Source organism: Microcoleus sp. S1D4, assembly GCF_036700765.1.
GTDB lineage: Bacteria > Cyanobacteriota > Cyanobacteriia > Cyanobacteriales > Microcoleaceae > Microcoleus.
The window spans coordinates 115,402-136,952 of record NZ_JAUBPP010000008.1 but is presented as its reverse complement, the minus strand read 5'-3'; the positions used below and the strand labels follow the sequence as shown (position 1 = coordinate 136,952).

Genomic DNA, 21,551 nt, shown 5'->3' with positions numbered 1-21,551 from the left:
GATTGTGTCACCAACATAGCAAACACATAGACCAAGTGTCGAAACACACAGTTTTGTTTAAACAAAGAGAAAATTATGAGCGATCGAGTTGTCCGCGCGATCGGTTTGACAGGGGGCATCGCCACCGGAAAAACCGCTATATCTAATTATCTGGCAGATGCCTGTGGATTTCCGATTTTAGATGCCGATATTTATGCCCGCGAAGCCGTGCAACCCGGTTCGCCAATACTTGACTCTATTGTAGAACGATACGGCGCTAGTATTTTGTTTTCCGACGGCAATTTAAATCGCCCAGAGTTAGGAAATATTATTTTTTGTAACGCAGCCGAACGGCAGTGGTTGGAACAACAGATTCACCCTTATGTACGCCGCCGATTTGTGGAAGCAACTCAAAACTGCATTGCTTCACATAATCCGGTATCACCAAATACATTGACAGTAGTTTTGGCAGTGCCGCTGTTGTTTGAAGCTAACATGACAGATTTGTGTACCGAAATTTGGGTGGTGTACTGTTCGCCCGAAGTGCAGTTAGAGCGGTTAATGCAGCGAGATGGCTTGAATTGCGATCGGGCGAATGCCCGGATTAAGGCTCAGATGCCGCTAGCTCAAAAGTGCCAACAAGCCGATGTTGTTTTGGATAACTCCTCAACCCTCGACTCGCTATTTTTACAAGTAGACAAACAACTGAGTCGAGTAGAGATTAGAGATTAGAGATTGCTCGTTACCAGGCTCTGCCTGGTAATGCAGATCGGGAGGCTCTGCCTCCTTTGAGGAAAGCAACTTACAGGAGAGAAGACTGTAGGAGCTGTTTAACTTATTAAGTTTTCGATCCTGAGTCGATTAGAGATTAGAGATTAGAGATTTAGGCATCTGCTACAAAATAAATTTATCTGCGTTTATCTGTGTTTATCTGCCTGACATCTGCGGTTTCGCGATCGCAAATTTATGCAATCACCTTTACCGATTATTAATCGTGACCCATTGTTGCCGAAAAATTCCCGATCAATAAATTATGAACTTAATCTGAATTTTAATAAAAAGTTACAATTTGCGGTGTTTGTTTGCTTGTTTCAAGAGGATTTAAAAAAAACCAAACATTTAATACTTTTGCGATCGAGCAATTGGACTAAAACTCGAACTTACGAGTGCATCAGCGAGTTAAATGAGGGGTTTTACCCCCTTTTGAGGAAAACTCAAAAAAATCGCAAGTGCCGTCAATTACGAACTGATAATTTCGCCGCAATTCCAAATTTTACCCTGATATCAGAGTAGAGGGTGCGTATCAAGAAGTGGAAAATACAAACACCCAATTTTATGATCCGCGTTTACTCTTCCATTATGATGTCAAGCCTGTTACTGAGCGCCACTGCAGTTAACGCTCAAAGCTTAGAAGCTCGATCGACCTTTTTCTCTCAAGACAACTCTGCTTCGGAAATTTTAACCGCTCTAGCCGACACTCAGATCTTTTACGCAGATAACGATAAAGATACGCCACCAGAACGAGGAGGCGGGAGATAAATCCGCAAAAATGGATATTTTTGGTCAAAAGAAAATCGGACGGCAGGTAACAAAAATCAAGGTAAAGCGCGAGTAGGAATCTTCGGCTTTACCTTGATTTTTTATTTTGATGCTTTACTCTGGGGCAGCTTCGCCGCCCACAACCACGTCGCGAATCCGCAAACTAGGGCCGCCGCAGCCCACGGGTAAACCGCTTTGTCCTCCCTTGCCGCAGCCGCCGGATTCATCCCAGTAGAAATCGTCCCCGATCGCCTCAATATCGGCTAAAGTGCTGAAAACATTACCCGAAAGAGTCACATCCCGCACCGGATTGTCGAGTTTTCCGTCGCGGATCATCCAAGCTTCCCCAGCACTGAAAGTAAACATTTCGCCGTTAGTCATCCCACCTTGCCAATTGCGCGCATAAACTCCTTCTTCGATCCCAGAAAATAAGTCCGGCACCGGCGTATCGCCTCTTTCGATCCAAGTATTAGTCATGCGGACGATCGGCGGATAATGATAATTCAAACACCGAGCATTACCGGTAGGCGTTTCTCCCAACTTACCCGCTGTTTCCCGCGAGTGCAGCCGCCCGACTAATGCGCCGTCTTTAATTAACTGAGTAGTAGTCGCCGGAGTGCCTTCATCGTCGTAGTAATAGCTGCCTCGGTGTCCCTCCGGGGCGGCACCGTCGAAAATTTGCAAGTTTTTCGGGCCGAACTGGCGGCCGAGGGTCATCACTTCCAAAATGTCGGGGTTTTCGTAGGCCATGTCGGCTTCGGAAAGGTGTCCGAAGGCTTCGTGGACGAATAATCCGGTCAAAATCGGGTCAATGACGACGGTGTAGGTGTTGCCTTGGACGGGGGGTAAGGCTAGAGAGTCTACGGCGCGCTGGGCGGCGCTGCGAACTTGGGTTTCAAGTTCCATTAAATCTTCGTAAGCTTTGCGGGAACCGGTGGTTTCCCGGCCTGTTTGTACGGTTTCCCCGCTGCGGGCTGTGGCGGCAAAGCGCATTTCCATGTCTGCCCAACCTTGTTCGAGCATGGTGCCTTCGGAGGTGGCGAGGATGATGCGCTGAGTGCTGTCGCCGTAGCGCACGGAGATGGTGGCAATGCGGGGGTCTATGCTGCGGAGAATTGCGGCGTAGCGATCGCACAATTGTTTTTTGTCAATTAAGGGCACCAGACGGGGGTCTGTTCCTGTCAGTGGCAGGAAGCAAATGTCCTGTACGGGCGTTACTGGCGCGAGAATTGTTTCTTCTTCGCCGATCAGTTTGGCCGCGGCGATGGCTTCTTCGATTCTTTCGGCGAGGGTGGAAAGTCGGTTAAAACTGGCAAAGCCCCAGCCGCCTTTGTGACAAGCTCGGACTTGGCCTCCTATGGAGATTCCTTCGCTGAGGGTTTCAATTTTTTCGCCCCGCAGCAGGATGTCGGTTCCTTCGGCTTCTTCGAGTCGAATTGCTAGATAATCTACTTGGTTGCAGTAGCGTGCCATTAAGTCTGACAGCAGATTTTTGGAGTCGGCGATCGAGGTGGGCATAAGGAAAGCAGGGTGTTTGACTGCATCCATTTTGCACTTTTGTTAGGGCGATCGTCCAAAATATCGCCGGAAGCGCGGAGATTGCGACTTATTGGTACGGTTCTGCCAATATCGTTAGTTGACAAATATAGATATCCTGTGGGTTAGGGGCAAGACGCAAGAAATTAGGCTGGTTGTTTCCGTCCTACTGCTGCTTAAATTCTCGCTCCTAAACATTCCTATAAATAAATACTTCATTCTTCACGTCTGTGAAGGTGGGCTTATAACTACTGTGAATACTTACTTTCTACCAACAATCAGCGAAATTTTAGTCTCCTCTGGCTCTGAAAATGACCTCAGTCCCGATCCGAGGTCGATCGCCCAAAACGGCCGCCCGAAGTGTCCTGGGAGTCGTGCGGCTGCTAGACAGAAGGCTGAGCGGGAATGGTACGGGGCGATCGCAACTTTGAATCAAATGCTCGCCCAACAACAAAAACACTGTCTCTCCCCAAATCCCAATTCTTGTCAGGGATTGGTTTTGTCCGGGCCGTCTTCGGTTTTGACAGAGCCCGCTGTCATTTCCGGTTTTGCTAATTGGATTTTTACCAGTATTCCCGACAACGATGCAGGTTTGTGGTCTTTTCGTGCTAGACAAACTTTAGCTTTGCTACCGGCGGCGGAGCAGCAAATATCTGTACCGGAGGCGGCCCCGGCTTTAGCTTTGGCGATCGGCGATCCTTTAGCAAACGAGCAGTTTTGTTTGGTTTTAACTGCTACTTTTAGTCTGGTGATGGTTTTGGGTGAAAATTCGGCGGGAATTCCGGCTTTTCTATTTTCTTTCGACCCGCAAATAGCCGCCAAAGCTTGGGAAGTTTTGCGGCGCAGGGTGACTGAAAGCGATTGTTTGCTTGCCAATTCTGACGGCGGTATCAATTTGCCAGTCAGCCAATTAACTCATAATTCTACGAAATTAGACGCGCAGTTCCAGCAGTTTTTGCCTGTAGCTCCAAACTATCAAATAGTCGCGCAGTTCACCCGCTTGCTGCTGCATAATTTGCCCGTTGGGAAAGACGAAGTGGCGAGGGGAAAAAACGAAAGAGTTGATGATAGCTTGAAAAGGCAGCAAAATATCAATTGTAAGTCTCATCTGCCTCATGCTACCAAAGAGGTAGAATTGCTACAGGCGATCGCTCACGAAGTCCGCACTCCTTTGGCCACCATTCGCACCCTGACTCGGCTGCTGCTGAAACGTCCCAAACTCGAACCGGTGGTGGTGAAGCGTTTGGAAATGATTGATGCTGAGTGTACCGCTCAGATCGATCGCTTCGGTTTAATTTTCCGCGCCGTGGAATTGGAAATGTCCCAAGCTAAAAATTCTGGGATGCAGCTAACCGCGATGTCCCTCGGTGAAGTGCTGCAAAACAGCATTCCGCGCTGGCAAAAACAGGCAAGTCAGCGCAATCACACTTTAGATGTGATTATACCGAAAAAATTGCCAGCGGTAGTCAGCGATCCGACGATGTTGGATCAGGTTTTGACTAATTTGATTGAGAATTTTACTCGAACTTTGCCATCGGGGAGTCGCATTCAGGTGGAGGTGACTTTGGCGGGCGATCAGTTAAAGTTGCAGTTAGAATCGGAGCACCTACCTGAAGGTAATAGCGCATCGACTTTTGCAGCTTCAGCGAATGCTCCTTTGCGATCGATCGGGCCTTTGTTAATGGTGCAGCCGGAGACTGGAAGTTTGAGTTTAAATTTGAGCGTCACTAAGAATTTATTTCGAGCAGCAGGCGGGAAATTAGTAATACGCCAGCGGCCGCAAAAAGGCGAGGTGATGACCGTATTTTTGCCACTGCAATAGTCATATTACACCCTCTAGAACAAAATAAAATAGGTTCGTAGTGAGGACTTTAGTCCGCATAAATCATAAGATTAGAGTCTCAAATAGGTTTGTAGTAAGGACTTTAGTCCGCATAAATCATAGGATTAGAGTCCCAAATAGGTTCGTAGTGAAGACTTTAGTCCGCATAAATCATAGGACTAAATTCCTCACTACAAACCTTATTTAAAAATCAAGAGTTGGAATCAATAAAAATCTCAATAACAAACTCAGTTCCTTCTCCAAGTGTCGAAATACAACTCAGTTTACCCCCATGTTTTTCTTCTACAATCTGACGGGCGATCGCCAATCCCAATCCCGTTCCTTTCCCAACCTCTTTTGTAGTAAACAGGTAGTCGAATATCCGCAATTTTACTGAATCGGACATACCCAGGCCGTTATCTTCGATCCGAATTACTACGGTTGAAAGGTCGATCGACATTTCAGTAAAAATCATAATTCGCCTAGGTTCGGTTTCTAATTCGGCAAAGGTTCGTCCAACGCACCCTGCATCCAAAGCATCGATCGCGTTAGCGATAATATTCATAAACACTTGATTTAATTGATCGGAAAAACAATTAATCGCTGGCACATCACCGTAGTTAGTAATCACTTCAATGGCTGGACGCAGATTATTTGCCTTGAGGCGATGGCGCAGAATTAGAATAGTGCTATCAATCCCTTCATGGATGTTGAAAATCTGCTTTTGGTCGCTGTGGGCGCGGGAGAAAGTGCAGAGGCTTTTACTAATAGATACAATGCGATCGCCCCCATCCTTCATGGCTCGGATTAAATTCGGTAAATCTTCCCTCAAATATTCTAGCTCTATCTTCTCTAGTTCTGCAGTAATTTCTGCACCTGGTTGGGGAAATTGACGGCGATACAAATCAATTAAACTAAATAAATCATTGATGCTATCTTCCACAGCATTGACATTACCCACCACACAAGCAATGGGATTGTTGATTTCGTGGGCAACCCCCGCCACCAGTTGTCCCAGAGTGGAGAGTTTTTCTTGCTGCACCAATTGCAATTGAGCATTCTGCAAGTCATGAGTACGTTCTGCCACTCGTTGTTCTAAGGTGCCGGTGAGTTGCTTTAAGCGCCAGTGAATTTTCACCCTTGCTAATACTTCCTGGGCTTCAAAAGGTTTGGTGATGTAGTCTACCGCCCCCAAGGACAAGCCTTCGATTTTATTCTCCGTATCTGTTAAAGCCGTCATGAAAATTACTGGGATACCTTTAGTGGCGGGGTTTGCTTGGAGGCGGCGGCAGGCTTCAAAACCATCCATTTTGGGCATTTGCACATCGAGTAAAATTAGTTCTGGATGAGCATAGGCTACCATAGCTAGGGCATCTTCGCCATCCACTGCCATGCGAACTTTGTAATTTGCTGATTTTAAGGTTTTGGAGAGGACAGACAAGTTAGTTGCATTGTCATCTACAATCAAAATAAAGGGATCGGTTGAGTCAACCATAGTTTATATTCCTTTTAATTAAGCGAGATATTGCTGAATAAATGCCCGCAGTTTTTTGATCTCGAACGCTTCAGTAATCTGGATGACTTCTCGGACAAAAGCGACATTATCCCCATCTGGGATTTGCTGGGCGACTTCTATTACTCCATCTAGATCGCCGGCTTTGGCCAGTTCCGAAAGTTGGGTCAAGATGGCGTGAGAGGGTGGCTTAATTTCTTGAGCGACACCATACTCATTTAGCCGATCGCCTTTTTGATCCTTGTATAGCCAATCCAACTTTAAATATTTTTGTATTTGTTCTAGCAACGTTTCAGCTTGGATGGGTTTGGGCAAGAAATCATTGCCACCTGCTTTAATACTATTGTGGCGATCGATCTCAAAGACACTGGCGGAAGAAACCAGCACGATGTGATGTTGTAGTTCTGGTTGCGATCGCAACTTCTTCACAAATTCAAACCCATCCATTACGGGCATTGCCAAATCGGTAATAATCAAATCCGGCGCTGTCTGTAAAACTTGTTCTAGTCCTTCGAGTCCGTTGCTAGCTTCAATAATTTTAAAACCAATCGGTTCTAAAAGATTGAGCAACACCGAACGATTTTCCCAGCGGTCATCGATCAATAAAATTTTACGCCGTTCTCCTGCATAGCCGACAATCGCCGCTTGTTGCACCACCAGCAAAGACTCCGCCCAATCCTTAGCTTCGGGCAATTTCAGCTCAAAGGAAAAGGTGCTACCTTCGCCTGCAATGCTCTGTACCTGAATTTCACTATCCATCAAGGAGACAATTTTATGGCTAATTGCTAGTCCTAATCCAGTACCTTCTGATTGTTTATTGATATTACCTACCTGTTCAAATGGTAGGAAGATTTTTTCGACTTGTTTGGGGGTCATGCCTACGCCGGTATCTGCGATCGTAAAGCGAATATGTGTCTTCTTTCCCTCATCTATTATATCGAGTATCTCTACTCTGAATGTCACTTTACCCTGTTCTGTGAATTTAATGGCATTGCCCAACAAGTTAACTAATACCTGACGCAAACGCTTTTCATCGGCAATGACTCCGATAGGTAAGTTGGCATCTGGAAGGAAGTCGAAGCTAATTCCTTTTTGTTCTGCCCGAATAGAGTTGATTTCTACAACGCTTTGGAGAAAGGAAGGGAAGTAGAATGACGCGGGATAGAGTTCTAATTTGCGGGCTTCGATTTTAGATAGGTCAAGGATATCGTTAATCAGGGTGAGAAGGTGGGAGCCGCACTGGTAAATGATGTCAACGCCGTTATTCTCTTTGGAGGTGAGGGATTCGCTGCGTTGCAAGATCTGAGCATAGCCGAGGATGCCGTTGAGGGGGGTGCGGAGTTCGTGGCTCATGTTGGCGAGAAATTCGCTTTTGGCTTGGTTGGCGTTATCGGCAGATTCCTTAGCCATTTGTAACTCAGTTGTGCGCTTTTCTACTCGATATTCGAGTTCTTGATTGGTATTTTCAAGGGCTGTAAATGAATCACGCAACTGTTGAGACATACGATTAAATGACTTAGCTAATATTCTTAATTCTCTTACATTCGAGAGTTGAACTGTTTGTTCTAAGTTGCCTTCTGCAATTGCTTTTGATGCTTGACTAAAACGGAAAATGGGAAGCGAAATCCAGCGAGAAGTGTAAATTCCTAAAGCTATAGCTAATAGTAAGGCGGCAATACACAGCAAGATGGTAGTACGAGTATTGGCATTGATTTGTGCCATGAATTCTGATTCAGGGATTGCCACCACAGTCAGCCAGTCAAGCCCTGGTTTTTCTTGAAATGGAGAAACTTGCACAAACTGCCTAGCACCTTTGAGATCGAAGTCCAAGATTTGAGAGGAGTTGATTTGACTCAGATTACCAAATTTACGAATTAAATACTGGGTGGCAGCTTTTGTAAGCAAGTCATTGCTATCGGCTGCGGCAACTCGTTCTAGTTTACCTTGCCGATCGCGAAACAGCGATTCATTAGTTGAGGTCGCAAGCAATTTACCAGTTCGTTCAATGATGAAGATTCTCCCCTGTTGACCAACATCGAGCTTTTGCAGAAAATCTCCGACAGTCGATAGGGTTAGTCTAGCGATCAGGATTCCTTGAAATTGTTTAGTTTGATTATATATAGGATGCACATTCAGAAAGATCAGCTTTGGCTGATCTTTATGTTTAATCACATTCGTCCAGTAAGGTTTATCTGTGCTTTTAGCTTGCCGATACCAAGGCTCAGGGCGGAAGTCAACATTTTCGGTGCGCTTCAACAAAGTGATGCGATCGCCTTTTTCGTCCAAGCTGTAGGTCGAAAATGCAAAATCAGTCGATCGATCGTAAATAAATAAAGTGGGGCGATCGCCTTCGTGTCGAGATACCGTAATAAATTCTCGTTCCTCGTTGAGAATTCCAATGGAATCAATTGAATCAAATACCTGAGTTTGAGCGAAGAGGTGTCGCTGCCAGTCTTTTAAGGAAGTTGTTTTGAGCCATCCAGCATTAATGGCATCTTGGTTAATTTGGTTTGCCTGCTGTGGAGCTTTTAGATAAGTTTGTAAATTTTGATTAACACGTAACGTAATTTCGTTGCGTAACTGCGTTGCTACGTCATTAACCGCCCGTTGTCCATTTCGCAGCGACAGATAGCCAGTCAGTCCCACTGCGCCAAAGATTTGCAACACGAACGGAACTATTAGTAACGCTTGTAGGGGTAAACGATGGATAAAGGCGCGATCGTTATGTGTTTTTGCGTCGGCGGACATATCGGCATTCCTTCCCAAAAGTTAAATTAGATAAAAATATAGTCTATTTAATATTTTTTAAGACAGATTTTGATGGCAACGCTGTAATTTAGGTCACAAGCCAACCTGTGCGATCGTCTATTTCCAGATTCTTGACACTTTTGCTAGGAGAGAACTACCCAGAATAGGGCTAACGCCTAGGTTTGACTCTTAGGCGGTTTCAACCCTAGTCTTATCTAGGGCTTACTGAAAAAGTCCACAAATCGAATCTAGGTGCCAAACAGCTTGAAAAATGGGAGATTCGGAGATGGGTTCCCAAATTTACTCCACAATTTTCCACCGAAATCCAAGGATTTTGAGCCGACAAAGGTCATAACCTTACACTTTTTTATCTTTAAAAATCTTGAAATCCTTGGCAGTCATAGCTTCTAATTCTATTCATCAAGCCCTCAAGTAGGAATACGAATGATGACTGCGGACTAAAGTCCGCACTACGAACCTGAATTAAATCGGTCAATCGACCGGACACGAACTCAAAAGTAACCGTACAAAAATCCAGAATTTTTGTAAATAATAGTTTTGGGCTTTGTATATTTAGCTGTTCATATTCTAACTCAGCAACGCCAAATTATTTACTAACTTTTTTTATAAATAGGAATGACGATCGTAAATTCTGTTCCTTCTCCAAGCGTTGAATTAACTTCGATCTTACCTCCATGCTTCTCGACAATAATCGCATAGCTGACTGAGAGCCCTAAGCCCGTACCCTTGCCCACAGGTTTTGTGGTAAAAAACGGTTCAAATATCTTATTGAGCGCCGACGGTTCTATCCCTATACCATTGTCTGCGATACGAATCACTGCATTGCGATCGCGATCGACCGAAGTCTGAAGCATCAGAGTCAGTTTTTTCTGATTTTTCTTAAAATTAGCTCCGTTCTCCTGTTGTCGCAAAGCGTCTATGCTATTACTGAGAATATTCATAAACACCTGATTGAGGGCCGATGCGTAACAGTTGATTAAAGGCATTTTACCATAGTCTTTAATCAGTTGGATTTCCTGATGTTTTTCACTAACTTTGAGTCGATGCTGCAAAATCAGTAAAGTGCTATCAATTCCTGAATGAATGTCGATCGGTTTAATTTCAGATTCATCAAGGCGAGAAAAGTTTCGCAGAGATTCGACTATTTGGCGAATGCGCTCGGTTCCTGTCGTCATCGAAACTAGGATCATCGGTAAATCTTCAATGATAAACTCTAGGTCGATTTCGTCGATTTTTGCTTGAATTTTTGGTTGGGCTTGTGGATAGAGTTCTTGATATAAGTCAATTAACTCAATTAAAGATGTAGTATATTCATGGGCATGGTTAAGATTGCCGTGAATGAAGTTAACTGGATTGTTGATTTCGTGAGCAATTCCGGCAACCAACTGTCCTAAACTTGACATCTTTTCTGTTTGAATGAGTTGGGATTGAGTCGCGTAAAGTTTTTGGAGGCTGGCTTCGAGTTGAGTGGCTTTTTCTTGTAACTGCTGGGTGCGTTCTTCCACCTTTTGTTCTAGGGTGTAGGAATAATCCTCTAATTGGCTGTAGAGTTGAGCATTTTCTAAGGCGATCGCCGCTTGGGCCATCAGCAGTTCGATCACTTGCAGGCGATCGCGAGTAAATACCGCTTGGGTTAAGCGATTTTCTAAATAGAGAATTCCAATTAATTGACCTTTGTTGACGATCGGAGTACACAATAAACTTTTGGGCTTTTGCTTTTGAATATAAGCATCCGAGGCTAGATAACTCTGAGCAGCATCATCAATGACTACAGTCTCCTGAGTGCGAGAAACATAGTTAATGAGAGAATGAGGGATATTTTTACTTGAGTGAACAGGAATTTCTCGCCTTACACAAAAATTATTATCTGTCGTTCGATCGCCTAAATCAGCCGTGGCTTCTATAACTAAATTCTCATCCTTTAGTAAAATTAAATCGCATTTATCTGCTCCGGCATTTTCCATGACGATTTTCACTAAGGTAGAAATCAATTGCTCCAGTTGAATTTCACGAGATAAAGCTTGGGAAGCTTTGAGGATGCTGGCAAAATCTAGACACTCAGAAATGCTACTGCTGCTAGAATGAGTGCTGGGGATAGTTTGATGAGAAATAGACGAGCGATTGCTGTTTGAAATCAGAGTTTCCTGGAGGATCAATTGATTTTGTGGGTTCTGCAAGATAGCAGTCAAAAGCTGGGGATAGCGTTTTTTTAAGTCATCTGTTTTGGATTTTGCTCCCCAATGGGCATAGCAATAGTAGGCTTCTTGTAGATAGCCTGTTGCAAATTTTTCTTTACCCCAGCCGAGGTAGAACTCGGCCGCTAGTTCGTTGGCGAGGGCTTCTTCTTGAAGATATCCCGTATCTTTTGCACCTTGAATTGCTTGGTCATAATACTCTATTGCCTCAAGCACATTCCCAAATACTCGTGCTTGTTCTGCCTTAATCAACAAATACTTATGCAGAAAATTATGGGGAGCACAATCAGACCATTCTCGGAGGTTTGCTTGATTCTGTTCGATCGCCAGCATATATTGTTTCTGCTGGCTCGGTTCAGCTTGAGGGTAGACGGCGAGCAGAATCAATGAGTGATAAAAATTATAAACACCGCTCGCGAGCGATCCGATCGCAGCTTGTATGTATTTGCCAGCCAGCACAGTACAATCTAAAGCACTCGCATATTCCTTAAATAAATATAAAATATTTGCTTTGGCAACACATAGCGCAAATAAGGACATATAATTGTTCGTATTTTGCCAAAGTGGCAGGAAGTGCAATTCATCAAAATGCTCTCCAATCAATAGCAGCTTGTCAGCCGATTTGCCTTGTAAGTTCAAGGTAGCTTGCGCCCAGATTTTCGCGTAAGACAAGGCAAAATCATGCTTGTTTTTGAGTAGTAATTCGAGGTAAGGAGCTTGTTTAGACTCGACTATTTCTAGTCTCTCTCCAGTTAAAAAGAGATTCTTACAATAGTGCATGGAGTTATAACTAGCCCACTCCAAATCCCCAGTCTCTAAACCACTTTGGCATCCTTCTATATAAGCGGGTAGTGTAGCTTGGGCTGGTTCTTTCCACGATCGAATCAGAGCATTAAATAAATTATAAACTCTAGCTTTAAGTGCGGTTTCCTGAAATTTTTCTAACAACTTCAATGCTAATTTTCCGGCATGATATCCTTGATCGATGCCTCCAGGTTCGACGCAGAGAATCGTGCCATAGAGCACATAAGCATAAGCTGATAATGCAGAATGTCCACCTTCAATGGTAAAATTTACTATCGTTAAGATCAGGGGACGAGTCATATCGGGTCTGGCGATATAAATGGAAGGAAAAAGTGCCATGAGAATCCGCAACGTGGCGAGTTGCTGCGGATCGGTCATTTCTGGAATCTTGTCTAAATCTTCAAATCGTGGTAATTCTGGCATCGCGCGATCGCCGATGCTGGGATCGATGTTAATTCCCAACTTTTCCAATACTTCTAAACCCGTATCAATCGCTTTTATCATCATGCTTTGCGACTGATAAGATTGAATTTGTAGCTCATAGATACTGCTCCGAGCGAGCAAATCTTGAGCATGAGTTAAAATATTTTTAGCTAGGATGTCTAGCCGATAAAAATGGCCATTCAGGTATTCTGCTTCTGCTGTTTCGAGACAAACAGCCAGGGTCAAATCGTACTGAGTTTGCCAACTATCAGATTCTAGTAATGCCCAACTAATATTTAAATATCTGGCAGCATCTGCATAGGCTGTAGCAGCTTTGGCTTTCTTTCCTGCCAGTAGATTTAGTGAGACGAGATGATTTAATTGCTCTGAATCTGTTATTATTTCAACACCCATATTGAGTTGATTAACAATATCAAAAATATTGTCTTTCTGGGTTGACTGAGGTGTTTTTGTCAACAAAAGCTGACCAATTTTTAAATGTGTGGCTTTTTTATGTGATTCTGGAATCAGGGAATAGGCAGCTTGCTGAATCCGATCGTGTAAAAATCGATATACTACGGATTCATGAGTAGTATCGGTTGTCTGAACTGTTCCTAAATAAAACTTATAAACTTCATTTTGGGGTAGAATCAGCCCTTCTTGCAAGGCTTTCCATAGGTGAGTGGCAGCCTCGGCTTCTGTTTGCTCTGAAACGATCGCCAAAGTAGACAAATCAAAAGAGTTGCCAATACAAGCTGCTAGTTGGAGGATAGTTTGGGTCGCTGTTGGTAGTTTCTGTAACTGCAACGCCATGAATTCCACGACATCATCGGTCAATGCGGCCGATCGCACTTTGGCGATATCGCATTCCCAATGCCCTAATTGAGCATCAAAGTTAATGAGGCAATCTTGATGCAGAGCTTTCAGAAATTGGGTAGCAAAAAAGGGATTACCTTGGGTTTTTTGAAATACCAAATCCGTGAGTGGTTGCGCTAATGCAGTCGAGCAATTCAGCGTATTAGCTACCAACTGATTCAGGCTGGCATGACTCAGGGGTTGTAACGTAATTGTATTAACTATCGAGTCGCTTTGGGCGATCGCTTCCAAAGTCAGCATCAACGGGTGCGCTGCAAACACTTCGTTATCCCGATAAGCACCTATCACTAACAAGTAGCCTGCTGTAGATTCAACCATCAAAAGTTGCAGCAACTTAAGAGATGCCGCATCAGCCCATTGCAAATCGTCCAAAAATATTACCAGAGGATGCTCTTGGGTTGTAAAAACTTGGATAAACTTTTGAAATAGTAAGTTGAAGCGATTCTGAGCAGATGTTCCCGACAGTTCCACCGCTGGGGGCTGAGGACTAATAATCCGTTCTAATTCGGGAATCACTTCAATAATTACTTGTCCATTTTCCCCAACAGCTTCCAGAATCTGCATTTTCCAAACCTGCAACTGAGCATCACTTTCGCTCAGCAATTGTCCCATTAAATCTCGAAATGCTTGCACAAAAGCCGAGAAGGGAATATTGCGGTTAAATTGGTCGAATTTGCCTTTGATGAAATAGCCGCGCGCTCCGACAATGGGTTTGTGGACTTCGTTAACAACGGCGGTTTTTCCAATGCCGGAAAATCCAGCGACTAGCATCATTTCGCCACCCCTGTGTCCCCCCTTGGTAAGGGGGGATGAAAGGGGGTTCGCTACGCGGTCAAAGGCCTTGAGTAGGGTTTCTACTTCCGTTTGGCGACCGTATAATTTTTCAGGAATGGTAAAGCGATCGCTCAGATCTCGTTCTCCCAATTCAAACAAAACGATCTTTCCTGTTTTTTGCCACTGAGACAGACATTTTTCTAGGTCATGCTTTAATCCTAATGCGCTCTGATAGCGGTCTTCAGCATTCTTTGCCATCAATTTGCTGACAATTGCCGAGAGTACCGCCGGAATTTCTGGATTAATTTCAGACAGTGATGGCGGTTGTTTGGCAAGATGGGAGTGTACCAATTCCATCGGATCGTGAGATTGAAATGGCAATTGTCCTGCTAGCAATTCGTAAAAAGTCACGCCCAAAGAGTAGAAATCTGTGCGGTAGTCAACGCCGCGATTCATCCTGCCTGTTTGTTCGGGAGACAAATAGCCTAGTGTGCCTTCCAATAAGTTGGGACTCATCAGAGTTTGAGTATCTCGCGGGAGCAAAGATGCGATGCTAAAGTCAATGAGTTTGACTTGTTTTGTGTGGGAATTAATTAAAATATTGGCTGGTTTAATATCTTTGTGAATTATCCGGTGGCAGTAAAGTAAATTCAATGTATTGCTAATGTCGATCGCCACTTGCAAAAACTCGATCAATGTCGGCGCATTTTCCCCTTGTTCCATCCATTTCTTCAGAGAAATTCCACCGAAGTCTTCCATTACTAGCGCATAGCTGTTTTGGTAGGATTCTAAGCTGTAGGTGTCGATGATTCCGGGCAAGTGGAGGTTTTTGGCAATGGTATACTGATTGCGAAATTGCAATAGTTCGCTGAAGCTGGGATACTGGTTCCGCAAGACTTTGATGATGACTTTTTTTTTGTCCCGGAGGCGAGTTCCGCGATCGACTAGAGTGCGAGTCCCTGAGTAAATGCGATCGAGAATTTGATACCCTGTTAGTTCGATCATAGCGATAGTTATTTTTTTGGTAAAATATTTACCGTTACTATTATAATAGTGCAAATCTGATTTGAGTATAGTATAAATACTCAAAAATAGAAGAATTTTCACAACTAGCCAGCAGCTAACGGTTAACGGTTAACGGTTAATCGTTAATCGTTAACCTAATATCAATTTCATAAAGTAGCGCTAGATATTATCCAAACCCCCCCAAAGCATCGGAGGGGCTAAGACTTCATCTATAGCGTATCTTTAGGAAATGGTATAATTAATTCATTCGGGCTTTTAAGGCATCTCGCGCTTGTTCTCGATCGTCAAAATGGACTTTTTCGGTGCCCAAAATCTGATAATCTTCGTGTCCTTTTCCGGCAATTAGCACGCCATCTCCCGGTTTAGCGTCCATAATAGCAGTGCGAATTGCTGCGGCGCGATCGCCCATGACGACCGGCTTTACGGTGGCGGGGATACCTGCGAGAACATCTTCCAAAATGCGATCGGGATTTTCGGTACGCGGATTGTCGGAAGTAACAACGGCTAAGTCGGCCAATTCTGCCACGATTTTACCCATGATCGGGCGTTTCGTGCGATCGCGATCGCCACCGCAACCAAACACACAAATCATTTTACCGGGAATAAACGGCCGCGAAGCCTTCAACAAGTTCTCCAAACTATCAGGAGTGTGCGCGTAATCAACAATAACGCTAATATCTTGATCGGGACTAATTTGCACCCGTTCCATCCGTCCCGGAACTCCCGAAAACTGAGATAATTTCTCCACAATTGCGGACAAATCTAAACCCAATTCTAAAACAGCGCCGACAGCAGCCAACATATTTGATAAATTGAACTGACCGACTAAAGGCAAAACAAAAGGAGTTTTGCCCTTGGGAGTGTGCAGCATTCCCTTAACTCCGTCGGGCTGATATTGTAAATCTGAAGCATACAAATCAGCCGTTTTGTCGGTTGTGCTGTAACTCCAAATTTTCTCCGATTTTAAACTTTCAACAATTCGCCGTCCGTAGGCATCGTCAATATTAATTACGGCGCGATTTTTGAGATAATCGGAACCGAACAACAGAGATTTTGCCTCAAAATAATCCTCCATATCGCGGTGATAATCGAGATGGTCTTGAGTCAAGTTTGTAAACACAGCAACTTCAAAAGTACAGCCCAAAACTCGCTGCTGCGCTAAAGCGTGGGAACTGACTTCCATCACGCCGTATTTACATCCGGCGGCGACAGATTCTGCTAGTTGTTTTTGCAGGTCAACCGCAAAAGGTGTGGTGTAAAGTGCAGTTTGTTGGAAACCGGGCCAGCGAGTGTAAAGCGTGCCAAAAATCGCGGTTGGCAACTGCATTTGATTGAGCAAAAATTCGATTAAATGAGTTGTGGTAGTTTTGCCGTTGGTACCGGTAACGCCGACAAGTTTTAATTTGTTAGCTGGATTGCCATAAAATGCGGTTGCTATTTGACCGCAAACTTGAGACATATCGGCTGCTGCGATGACGCAGGTACTCCCGTCTTTGGGTGGTGTTTTCTCGGCTGCTTGGGTGGAAATTATGGCGGCAATTGCACCGCTGGCGATCGCGCTTTGCCAAAAATCTCCCCCATCTACGCGAGTTCCCGGCATTCCCAAAAACAAATCTCCCGCCCCACAAGCGTGGGAATTAGTCGATAAACCCTTGACTTCTGCATCGAGGGCTAGATGTTGGGTGTCAAAGGAAATGCCGGGAAGTGCTGCTAATAATTCTCTCAATTTCATCGAAAAAACTCCTCACTTGGATGTTTTGAATATGACTTATACCAATTTCATAAAGTAGCGCTAGACATTACCCCCCCCCAACCCCCCCTTACTAAGGGGGGGGGCTAAGACTTCATCTATACCACATCTTTAGAAAAATGGTATTACGCAATTATTTTAGCCAGTCTGGGTGCGGCTTTGCAGTGCTTGGCGGTGCGCGCCCCACACAGCTATTCTGTGCGCGGCGCGCACGCCGAGGCCAGGATTAAAACCTGAATTTTTGCGTAAATCGTATTATTATTGTGACGGATCTATTGGCAAATATTTCTGTAACATTTGCTCCAATTGGGCGACACTGCAGCGGGGAGAAGGACGGGGTAACAGTTGTTCGGAGGAAAATGCAGGTTCGACAGCAGGATTTATTGGCTGGGGCTGCACTTTAAACAAAACTGGAACTTCGTACTGATAAGCTTCAAACCAATCATCGCGTTGGGTAATATCTCGGACTTCGAGTTGAAATTTGAGGTTTTCAATCTGTTCGAGTTTTTCTTGCAACCCTTCGCATAAATGGCATCCGGGCTTGCTGTACAAAATCAATCGCATCATTAGAGTAAGATTAAATTCGATCTTAAATTATCGAAGGTGCGATCGCAAGTTGGCGAACCCAACGCGAGCAAGACACAACTCGCGACTTTATTGGTCGCAATGTGCGATCGAAGTTATCTTAGCATTGGCGGCGAACAGATTACCGCCATTGACAATCAAAACACTACTACAAGCCTATCGTTTTCTTTCTTCTCTTTCTCTGTGCCCTCTGCGCCTCTGCGGTTAAAAAATAAATCTACTTCACAAATGAAAGAGTTAAATTTATTCACACATCCTAATTATCAACTTAACCTTGACTAATAAATCAAGCTTTAGTATAGTATATGAAGTAGCCCTACAAAAAGGAGGCAGTATGGACTGCACCGAATACGCAGAAGCAAAGCGCAAAGCAGCTAAAAAAATTAGCGCCGATATTCGAGAACGTTGGAACAATCGCATCGTCACGCGGGAATTGCACTTGATCGGTGAAGCGGGGGCGGTGCAGTATTTGGCTGATTACGGGCGCGGCATCGGTACGGCAAAAGTTATTGGTTTTGCACTGTGTGCGGAGTCGGAAGGATACCCGGAAATGGCGGTGGGATTTTGGAAAAGAGCGTTTGAGTTGGAAACTGGAGAAAAGCCGACTAACAACACTCAAAGCAAGTCTACCACCAATGCTGCTCCTGCGGCAAAATCAAAGGCTGCTGCCAAAATAGAGACTGCAAACAATCCGATTGTTCCCGAATTACCTGCGAATTTGCAGCCGGGAAGGATTGTCACCATGCAGCCGGTTGATGCGCCGGTGGAACGTTCTTATTACATCGAAAATCCCGATTATTGGGGACAGCCAAAGCGGGACGGCAACCGAGTTGTGGTTGTGGCGACGCCAGATAAAGTATACTATCAATCGCGATCGACTAACCTGCGACAACAAGCATCAATGGCGATCGATCGCGCATTAACAGACACAGCCGCTCAAATAGGCATCTTTGTTTTAGACGGCGAACTGTATTACAAAAGCTGTATCGGCAGCGAACACCGCACGGGCGCACAAGCTGCTACAGTTAATATTGAAAGCGGTTTTCCAACCGTTCAACCAACCGCCGTTTATGCCATTTTCAAATGTTTGTTTTCCCACGGCAAAGACTTGACTGGGTTGGCAGAATCGGAACGAATTGCCGCCGGAGTTGCAGTTGGTGAATTGCTGGTAAGTTTATCTTCAGAATTTGAAATTGTACCGACTTATCGCACCGCCGCAGAAAAACTTTTATTAGCAAATCAGCAGGAATCTGAAAACAGAGAAGGCGAAGTTTGGATTTTGCACAACTGCTGTTATGTGGGCGGGAAAGATGTTAAGAAGTTCCCGATGGTGCGGACTAAATACTGTCAGGAATACGATTTGTTGATTGTCGGGTTGACACCGACTAAAGTTGCGGGGCGGCCCTTTAGTGCGATCGAAGTCGCGCAAGAAGTTGGGGGCAAATTAGTGCCGATCGGAACAGTGGGAACGGGCTTTAGCAGCGGCGAAATGCAGGAAATTGCCCGACTCTACGAGGCTAACCCTCGCGGAGTTAAAATTAAAGTGCGATCGCAGGGATTGACGGAAAGTGGCAAATTGTGGCACGCGCGATTTCTAGAAATTTGTTAAAATAGGACGGCGGTTGAAACCGCGTCTACATAAACGATGTCTGCCTCCGCAGACTGAAGAAAATAAGACGAATCAATGTTTTTCAGCAAAAACAATTTCTACATCCTTATCAATCAATCTGAAATCAAAATTGAATGTTTTCGACTCAATGCTGAGGGAACTTGGGCAAATCGGATTTACAGACAAGGAGATGGGTTATATCGTTTCCGGTTGCATCGGAATCATTTAACCACAGAGAACACAGAGAACACAGAGAGGTCAGAGAGAAATGAATAATTCCGATGCTAACGGAATTGATATTAGAGTTGACAAGTATAGATTTTCGCTGCCCGATCGCCCAAATTTATCAAAAAGTCCCCGGCATGATATTATGATGTATGAAACAACTTTTTCAGCCCCGCAATCCTCTGGTTCGTACCTTCGCCCAAACCTTAAAGCGCTACTGTCCAGACGCGCAAAATTTGCTAAATTCTGGTGCAATTGAAACGGAAATCGACTTATTTAAAAATCGTTACCAACAATCGCTTCCCGAAACTTTTTATGATTTTTATCGCTGGTATAACGGTTCGGCTTATGAGAGTTCAGAAAATAAGTGGCTGTTGCCCTTTGAACACGGCAGGAGTATTTTATCTTTGGCATCTATTGTGAAGGAGAAAAAATTTTGGGACACCCAGAGTCAAGTTTATTTTCAAGAATGGCAGCCCGGAGAATATTGGAACAAAGCATGGATTCCGTTTATGAAAGTAGATGATTTGTGGCTGCGGGTTGTGGATACAAAAGGCTGTTTTGACGGCACTCCGGGACAAATTATCAGTTTTGAGTGCAAAAACGAACCTTTGAGAAGCATTGAATGCGATTCCTTTGATAAGTGGCTGGAAACTGTTATTGCAAAAATTGAGTTAGAATGTTTGTTTAAAGAGTTTCACGAAATCGGTTTGGAGGAAGAAAAGGCAATTTTTGCGATCGATAAACGCATCAATCCCAATCGACACAGCGTCGAATTAGCACCTAGAAATACATAAAATACTTGGCAAAGTAAGGACTTCAGTTCTCACTACAAACCTCAATTACAATTCACAAAGAAAACAATGATTAAAATCTTACACCTTTCAGATATCCACATGGGAAGTGGCTTTTCTCACGGCCGCGTCAACCCAGAAACAGGCTTAAATACGCGGCTGGAAGACTTCGCAGCTACCTTGAGTAAATGTATGGACAGGGCAATTTCTGAACCCGTAGATTTAGTTATATTCGGCGGCGATGCTTTCCCCGATTCAACGCCGCCACCATTTGTAAAAGAGGCTTTTGCGCGGCAGTTCAGTCGCTTGGTTGACGCACAAATTCCCACGGTTTTGCTAGTAGGAAATCACGACCAACATTCCCAGGGACAGGGCGGCGCGAGTTTGGGGATTTACCGGACTTTGGGGATACCTAAGTTTATTGTAGGCGATCGCCTGGAAACTCACCTCATACACACCCGCAACGGCGCAGTACAGGTGGTTACACTGCCTTGGTTGACGCGATCGACCTTAATGACGCGATCGGAGACTGAAAGCCTTTCTATGGGCGATGTTAACCAATTATTAACCGAAAAACTGACGATCGCCCTAGAAGGCGAAATCCGCCGTCTCAACCCCGAAATTCCCACCGTACTATTAGCGCACTTAATGGCAGATAAAGCAAGCTTGGGCGCGGAACGTTTTTTAGCAGTTGGTAAAGGTTTTAACATACCCGTTTCCATGCTAACACGCCCTTGTTTCGACTACGTAGCCCTCGGTCACGTTCACAAACACCAAAATCTGAATTTATCCAACAATCCGCCCGTAATTTATCCGGGAAGCATCGAACGAGTTGATTTTAGCGAAGAGAAAGAAGACAAAGGTTTTGTGTTAGTTAATTTAGAACGAGGGAAAGCTGAGTGGGAATTTTGCGCGTTACCCGTGCGAGTGTTTCTGACGATTAAGGTAAAGGTGTCTGAATCCGAAAACCCGCAAGCTGACTTGGTTAAAGCCATTGGGAAGAAGCAAATCCAAGATGCTGTGGTGAGATTAGTTTACCAATTGCGATCGGAACAATTAGACTTAATTGATAACGTTGAATTGCACGCACTTCTGGGCGAAGCCCACAGCTACACAATCCAACCGGAATTAGTCAGTCAGCTAGCGAGGCCGAGGTTGCCAGAATTGAATGCTAATAATAGTATAGAACCTTTAGAAGCTTTGAAAACTTATTTAGCAAGTCGGGAAGATTTGAAAGATTTTTCTGAGAGTATGTTAGAGGCCGCGCAGGGTTTGTTAGGCGGAAAAGAGGAAGTTTTGGAGGAAGTTTTGGTTGGATTTTAGGTGACAATC

General features: G+C 44.4%; 12 protein-coding genes. 6 read left to right on the top strand and 6 right to left on the bottom strand.

Translation table 11 applies throughout. The features are described 5' to 3' along the window. The first annotated feature begins 75 nt into the window (after positions 1-75). Positions 76-711, top strand: a complete 636-nt coding sequence (gene coaE, locus QT998_RS10920) for a dephospho-CoA kinase (protein ID WP_333089409.1) — start codon at positions 76-78, stop codon at positions 709-711. A 603-nt stretch (positions 712-1,314) separates the two neighbouring features. Beyond that, on the top strand, positions 1,315-1,518 hold the full coding sequence (gene patX / locus QT998_RS10915) for a heterocyst-inhibiting protein PatX (protein ID WP_333089411.1): 204 nt from the start codon (positions 1,315-1,317) through the stop codon (positions 1,516-1,518). A gap of 114 nt (positions 1,519-1,632) precedes the next feature. Here the strand turns inward: patX and QT998_RS10910 are convergent, their stop codons facing one another. Beyond that, positions 1,633-3,036, bottom strand: a complete 1,404-nt coding sequence (locus QT998_RS10910) for a TldD/PmbA family protein (protein ID WP_333089523.1) — start codon at positions 3,034-3,036, stop codon at positions 1,633-1,635. A gap of 271 nt (positions 3,037-3,307) precedes the next feature. On the opposite strand from QT998_RS10910, the gene QT998_RS10905 reads away from it, so the two are divergent. Then, on the top strand, positions 3,308-4,876 hold the full coding sequence (locus tag QT998_RS10905; protein ID WP_333089413.1) for a sensor histidine kinase: 1,569 nt from the start codon (positions 3,308-3,310) through the stop codon (positions 4,874-4,876). Positions 4,877-5,087: 211 nt separating this feature from the next. On the opposite strand, the gene QT998_RS10900 is transcribed toward QT998_RS10905, so the two are convergent. The 5 genes from QT998_RS10900 to QT998_RS10880 form a co-directional block, all read right to left on the bottom strand. Then, entirely contained in the window at positions 5,088-6,371 is a 1,284-nt protein-coding gene (locus QT998_RS10900; RefSeq protein ID WP_333089414.1) for a hybrid sensor histidine kinase/response regulator, read from the bottom strand. 18 nt (positions 6,372-6,389) lie between these two features. After that, entirely contained in the window at positions 6,390-9,137 is a 2,748-nt protein-coding gene (locus tag QT998_RS10895) for a hybrid sensor histidine kinase/response regulator (RefSeq protein ID WP_333114596.1), read from the bottom strand. 614 nt (positions 9,138-9,751) lie between these two features. Further along, on the bottom strand, positions 9,752-15,235 hold the full coding sequence (locus QT998_RS10890; RefSeq protein WP_333114594.1) for a trifunctional serine/threonine-protein kinase/ATP-binding protein/sensor histidine kinase: 5,484 nt from the start codon (positions 15,233-15,235) through the stop codon (positions 9,752-9,754). Positions 15,236-15,494: 259 nt separating this feature from the next. Next, positions 15,495-16,988 carry a UDP-N-acetylmuramoyl-L-alanyl-D-glutamate--2,6-diaminopimelate ligase gene (locus tag QT998_RS10885; protein WP_333114592.1) on the bottom strand — a complete coding sequence of 498 codons (1,494 nt, stop codon included), beginning with the start codon at positions 16,986-16,988 and terminating at the stop codon, positions 15,495-15,497. A gap of 276 nt (positions 16,989-17,264) precedes the next feature. Then, positions 17,265-17,570: a glutaredoxin family protein gene (locus QT998_RS10880; RefSeq protein WP_333114681.1), complete on the bottom strand. Its 306-nt coding sequence runs from the start codon at positions 17,568-17,570 to the stop codon at positions 17,265-17,267. Between the two features lie 355 nt (positions 17,571-17,925). On the opposite strand from QT998_RS10880, the gene QT998_RS10875 reads away from it, so the two are divergent. From QT998_RS10875 to sbcD, 3 genes are all read left to right on the top strand, one after another. Continuing rightward, on the top strand, positions 17,926-19,200 hold the full coding sequence (locus QT998_RS10875) for an ATP-dependent DNA ligase (protein WP_333217992.1): 1,275 nt from the start codon (positions 17,926-17,928) through the stop codon (positions 19,198-19,200). A 377-nt stretch (positions 19,201-19,577) separates the two neighbouring features. Further along, positions 19,578-20,222, top strand: a complete 645-nt coding sequence (locus QT998_RS10870; RefSeq protein ID WP_333089421.1) for an SMI1/KNR4 family protein — start codon at positions 19,578-19,580, stop codon at positions 20,220-20,222. A 66-nt stretch (positions 20,223-20,288) separates the two neighbouring features. Next, positions 20,289-21,542, top strand: a complete 1,254-nt coding sequence (gene sbcD, locus QT998_RS10865) for an exonuclease subunit SbcD (protein WP_333089422.1) — start codon at positions 20,289-20,291, stop codon at positions 21,540-21,542. Positions 21,543-21,551 lie beyond the last annotated feature (9 nt).

What these genes read in the sequence shown, in the direction of transcription:
- coaE (WP_333089409.1), top strand. Translation starts at nt 76, where the DNA reads ATGAGCGATCGAGTTGTCCGCGCGATCGGTTTGACAGGGGGCATCGCC.
- patX (WP_333089411.1), top strand. Translation starts at nt 1,315, where the DNA reads ATGATCCGCGTTTACTCTTCCATTATGATGTCAAGCCTGTTACTGAGC.
- QT998_RS10910 (WP_333089523.1), bottom strand. Translation starts at nt 3,036, where the DNA reads ATGCCCACCTCGATCGCCGACTCCAAAAATCTGCTGTCAGACTTAATG.
- QT998_RS10900 (WP_333089414.1), bottom strand. Translation starts at nt 6,371, where the DNA reads ATGGTTGACTCAACCGATCCCTTTATTTTGATTGTAGATGACAATGCA.
- QT998_RS10895 (WP_333114596.1), bottom strand. Translation starts at nt 9,137, where the DNA reads ATGTCCGCCGACGCAAAAACACATAACGATCGCGCCTTTATCCATCGT.
- QT998_RS10890 (WP_333114594.1), bottom strand. Translation starts at nt 15,235, where the DNA reads ATGATCGAACTAACAGGGTATCAAATTCTCGATCGCATTTACTCAGGG.
- QT998_RS10885 (WP_333114592.1), bottom strand. Translation starts at nt 16,988, where the DNA reads ATGAAATTGAGAGAATTATTAGCAGCACTTCCCGGCATTTCCTTTGAC.
- QT998_RS10880 (WP_333114681.1), bottom strand. Translation starts at nt 17,570, where the DNA reads ATGCGATTGATTTTGTACAGCAAGCCCGGATGCCATTTATGCGAAGGG.
- QT998_RS10875 (WP_333217992.1), top strand. Translation starts at nt 17,926, where the DNA reads ATGGACTGCACCGAATACGCAGAAGCAAAGCGCAAAGCAGCTAAAAAA.
- QT998_RS10870 (WP_333089421.1), top strand. Translation starts at nt 19,578, where the DNA reads ATGAAACAACTTTTTCAGCCCCGCAATCCTCTGGTTCGTACCTTCGCC.
- sbcD (WP_333089422.1), top strand. Translation starts at nt 20,289, where the DNA reads ATGATTAAAATCTTACACCTTTCAGATATCCACATGGGAAGTGGCTTT.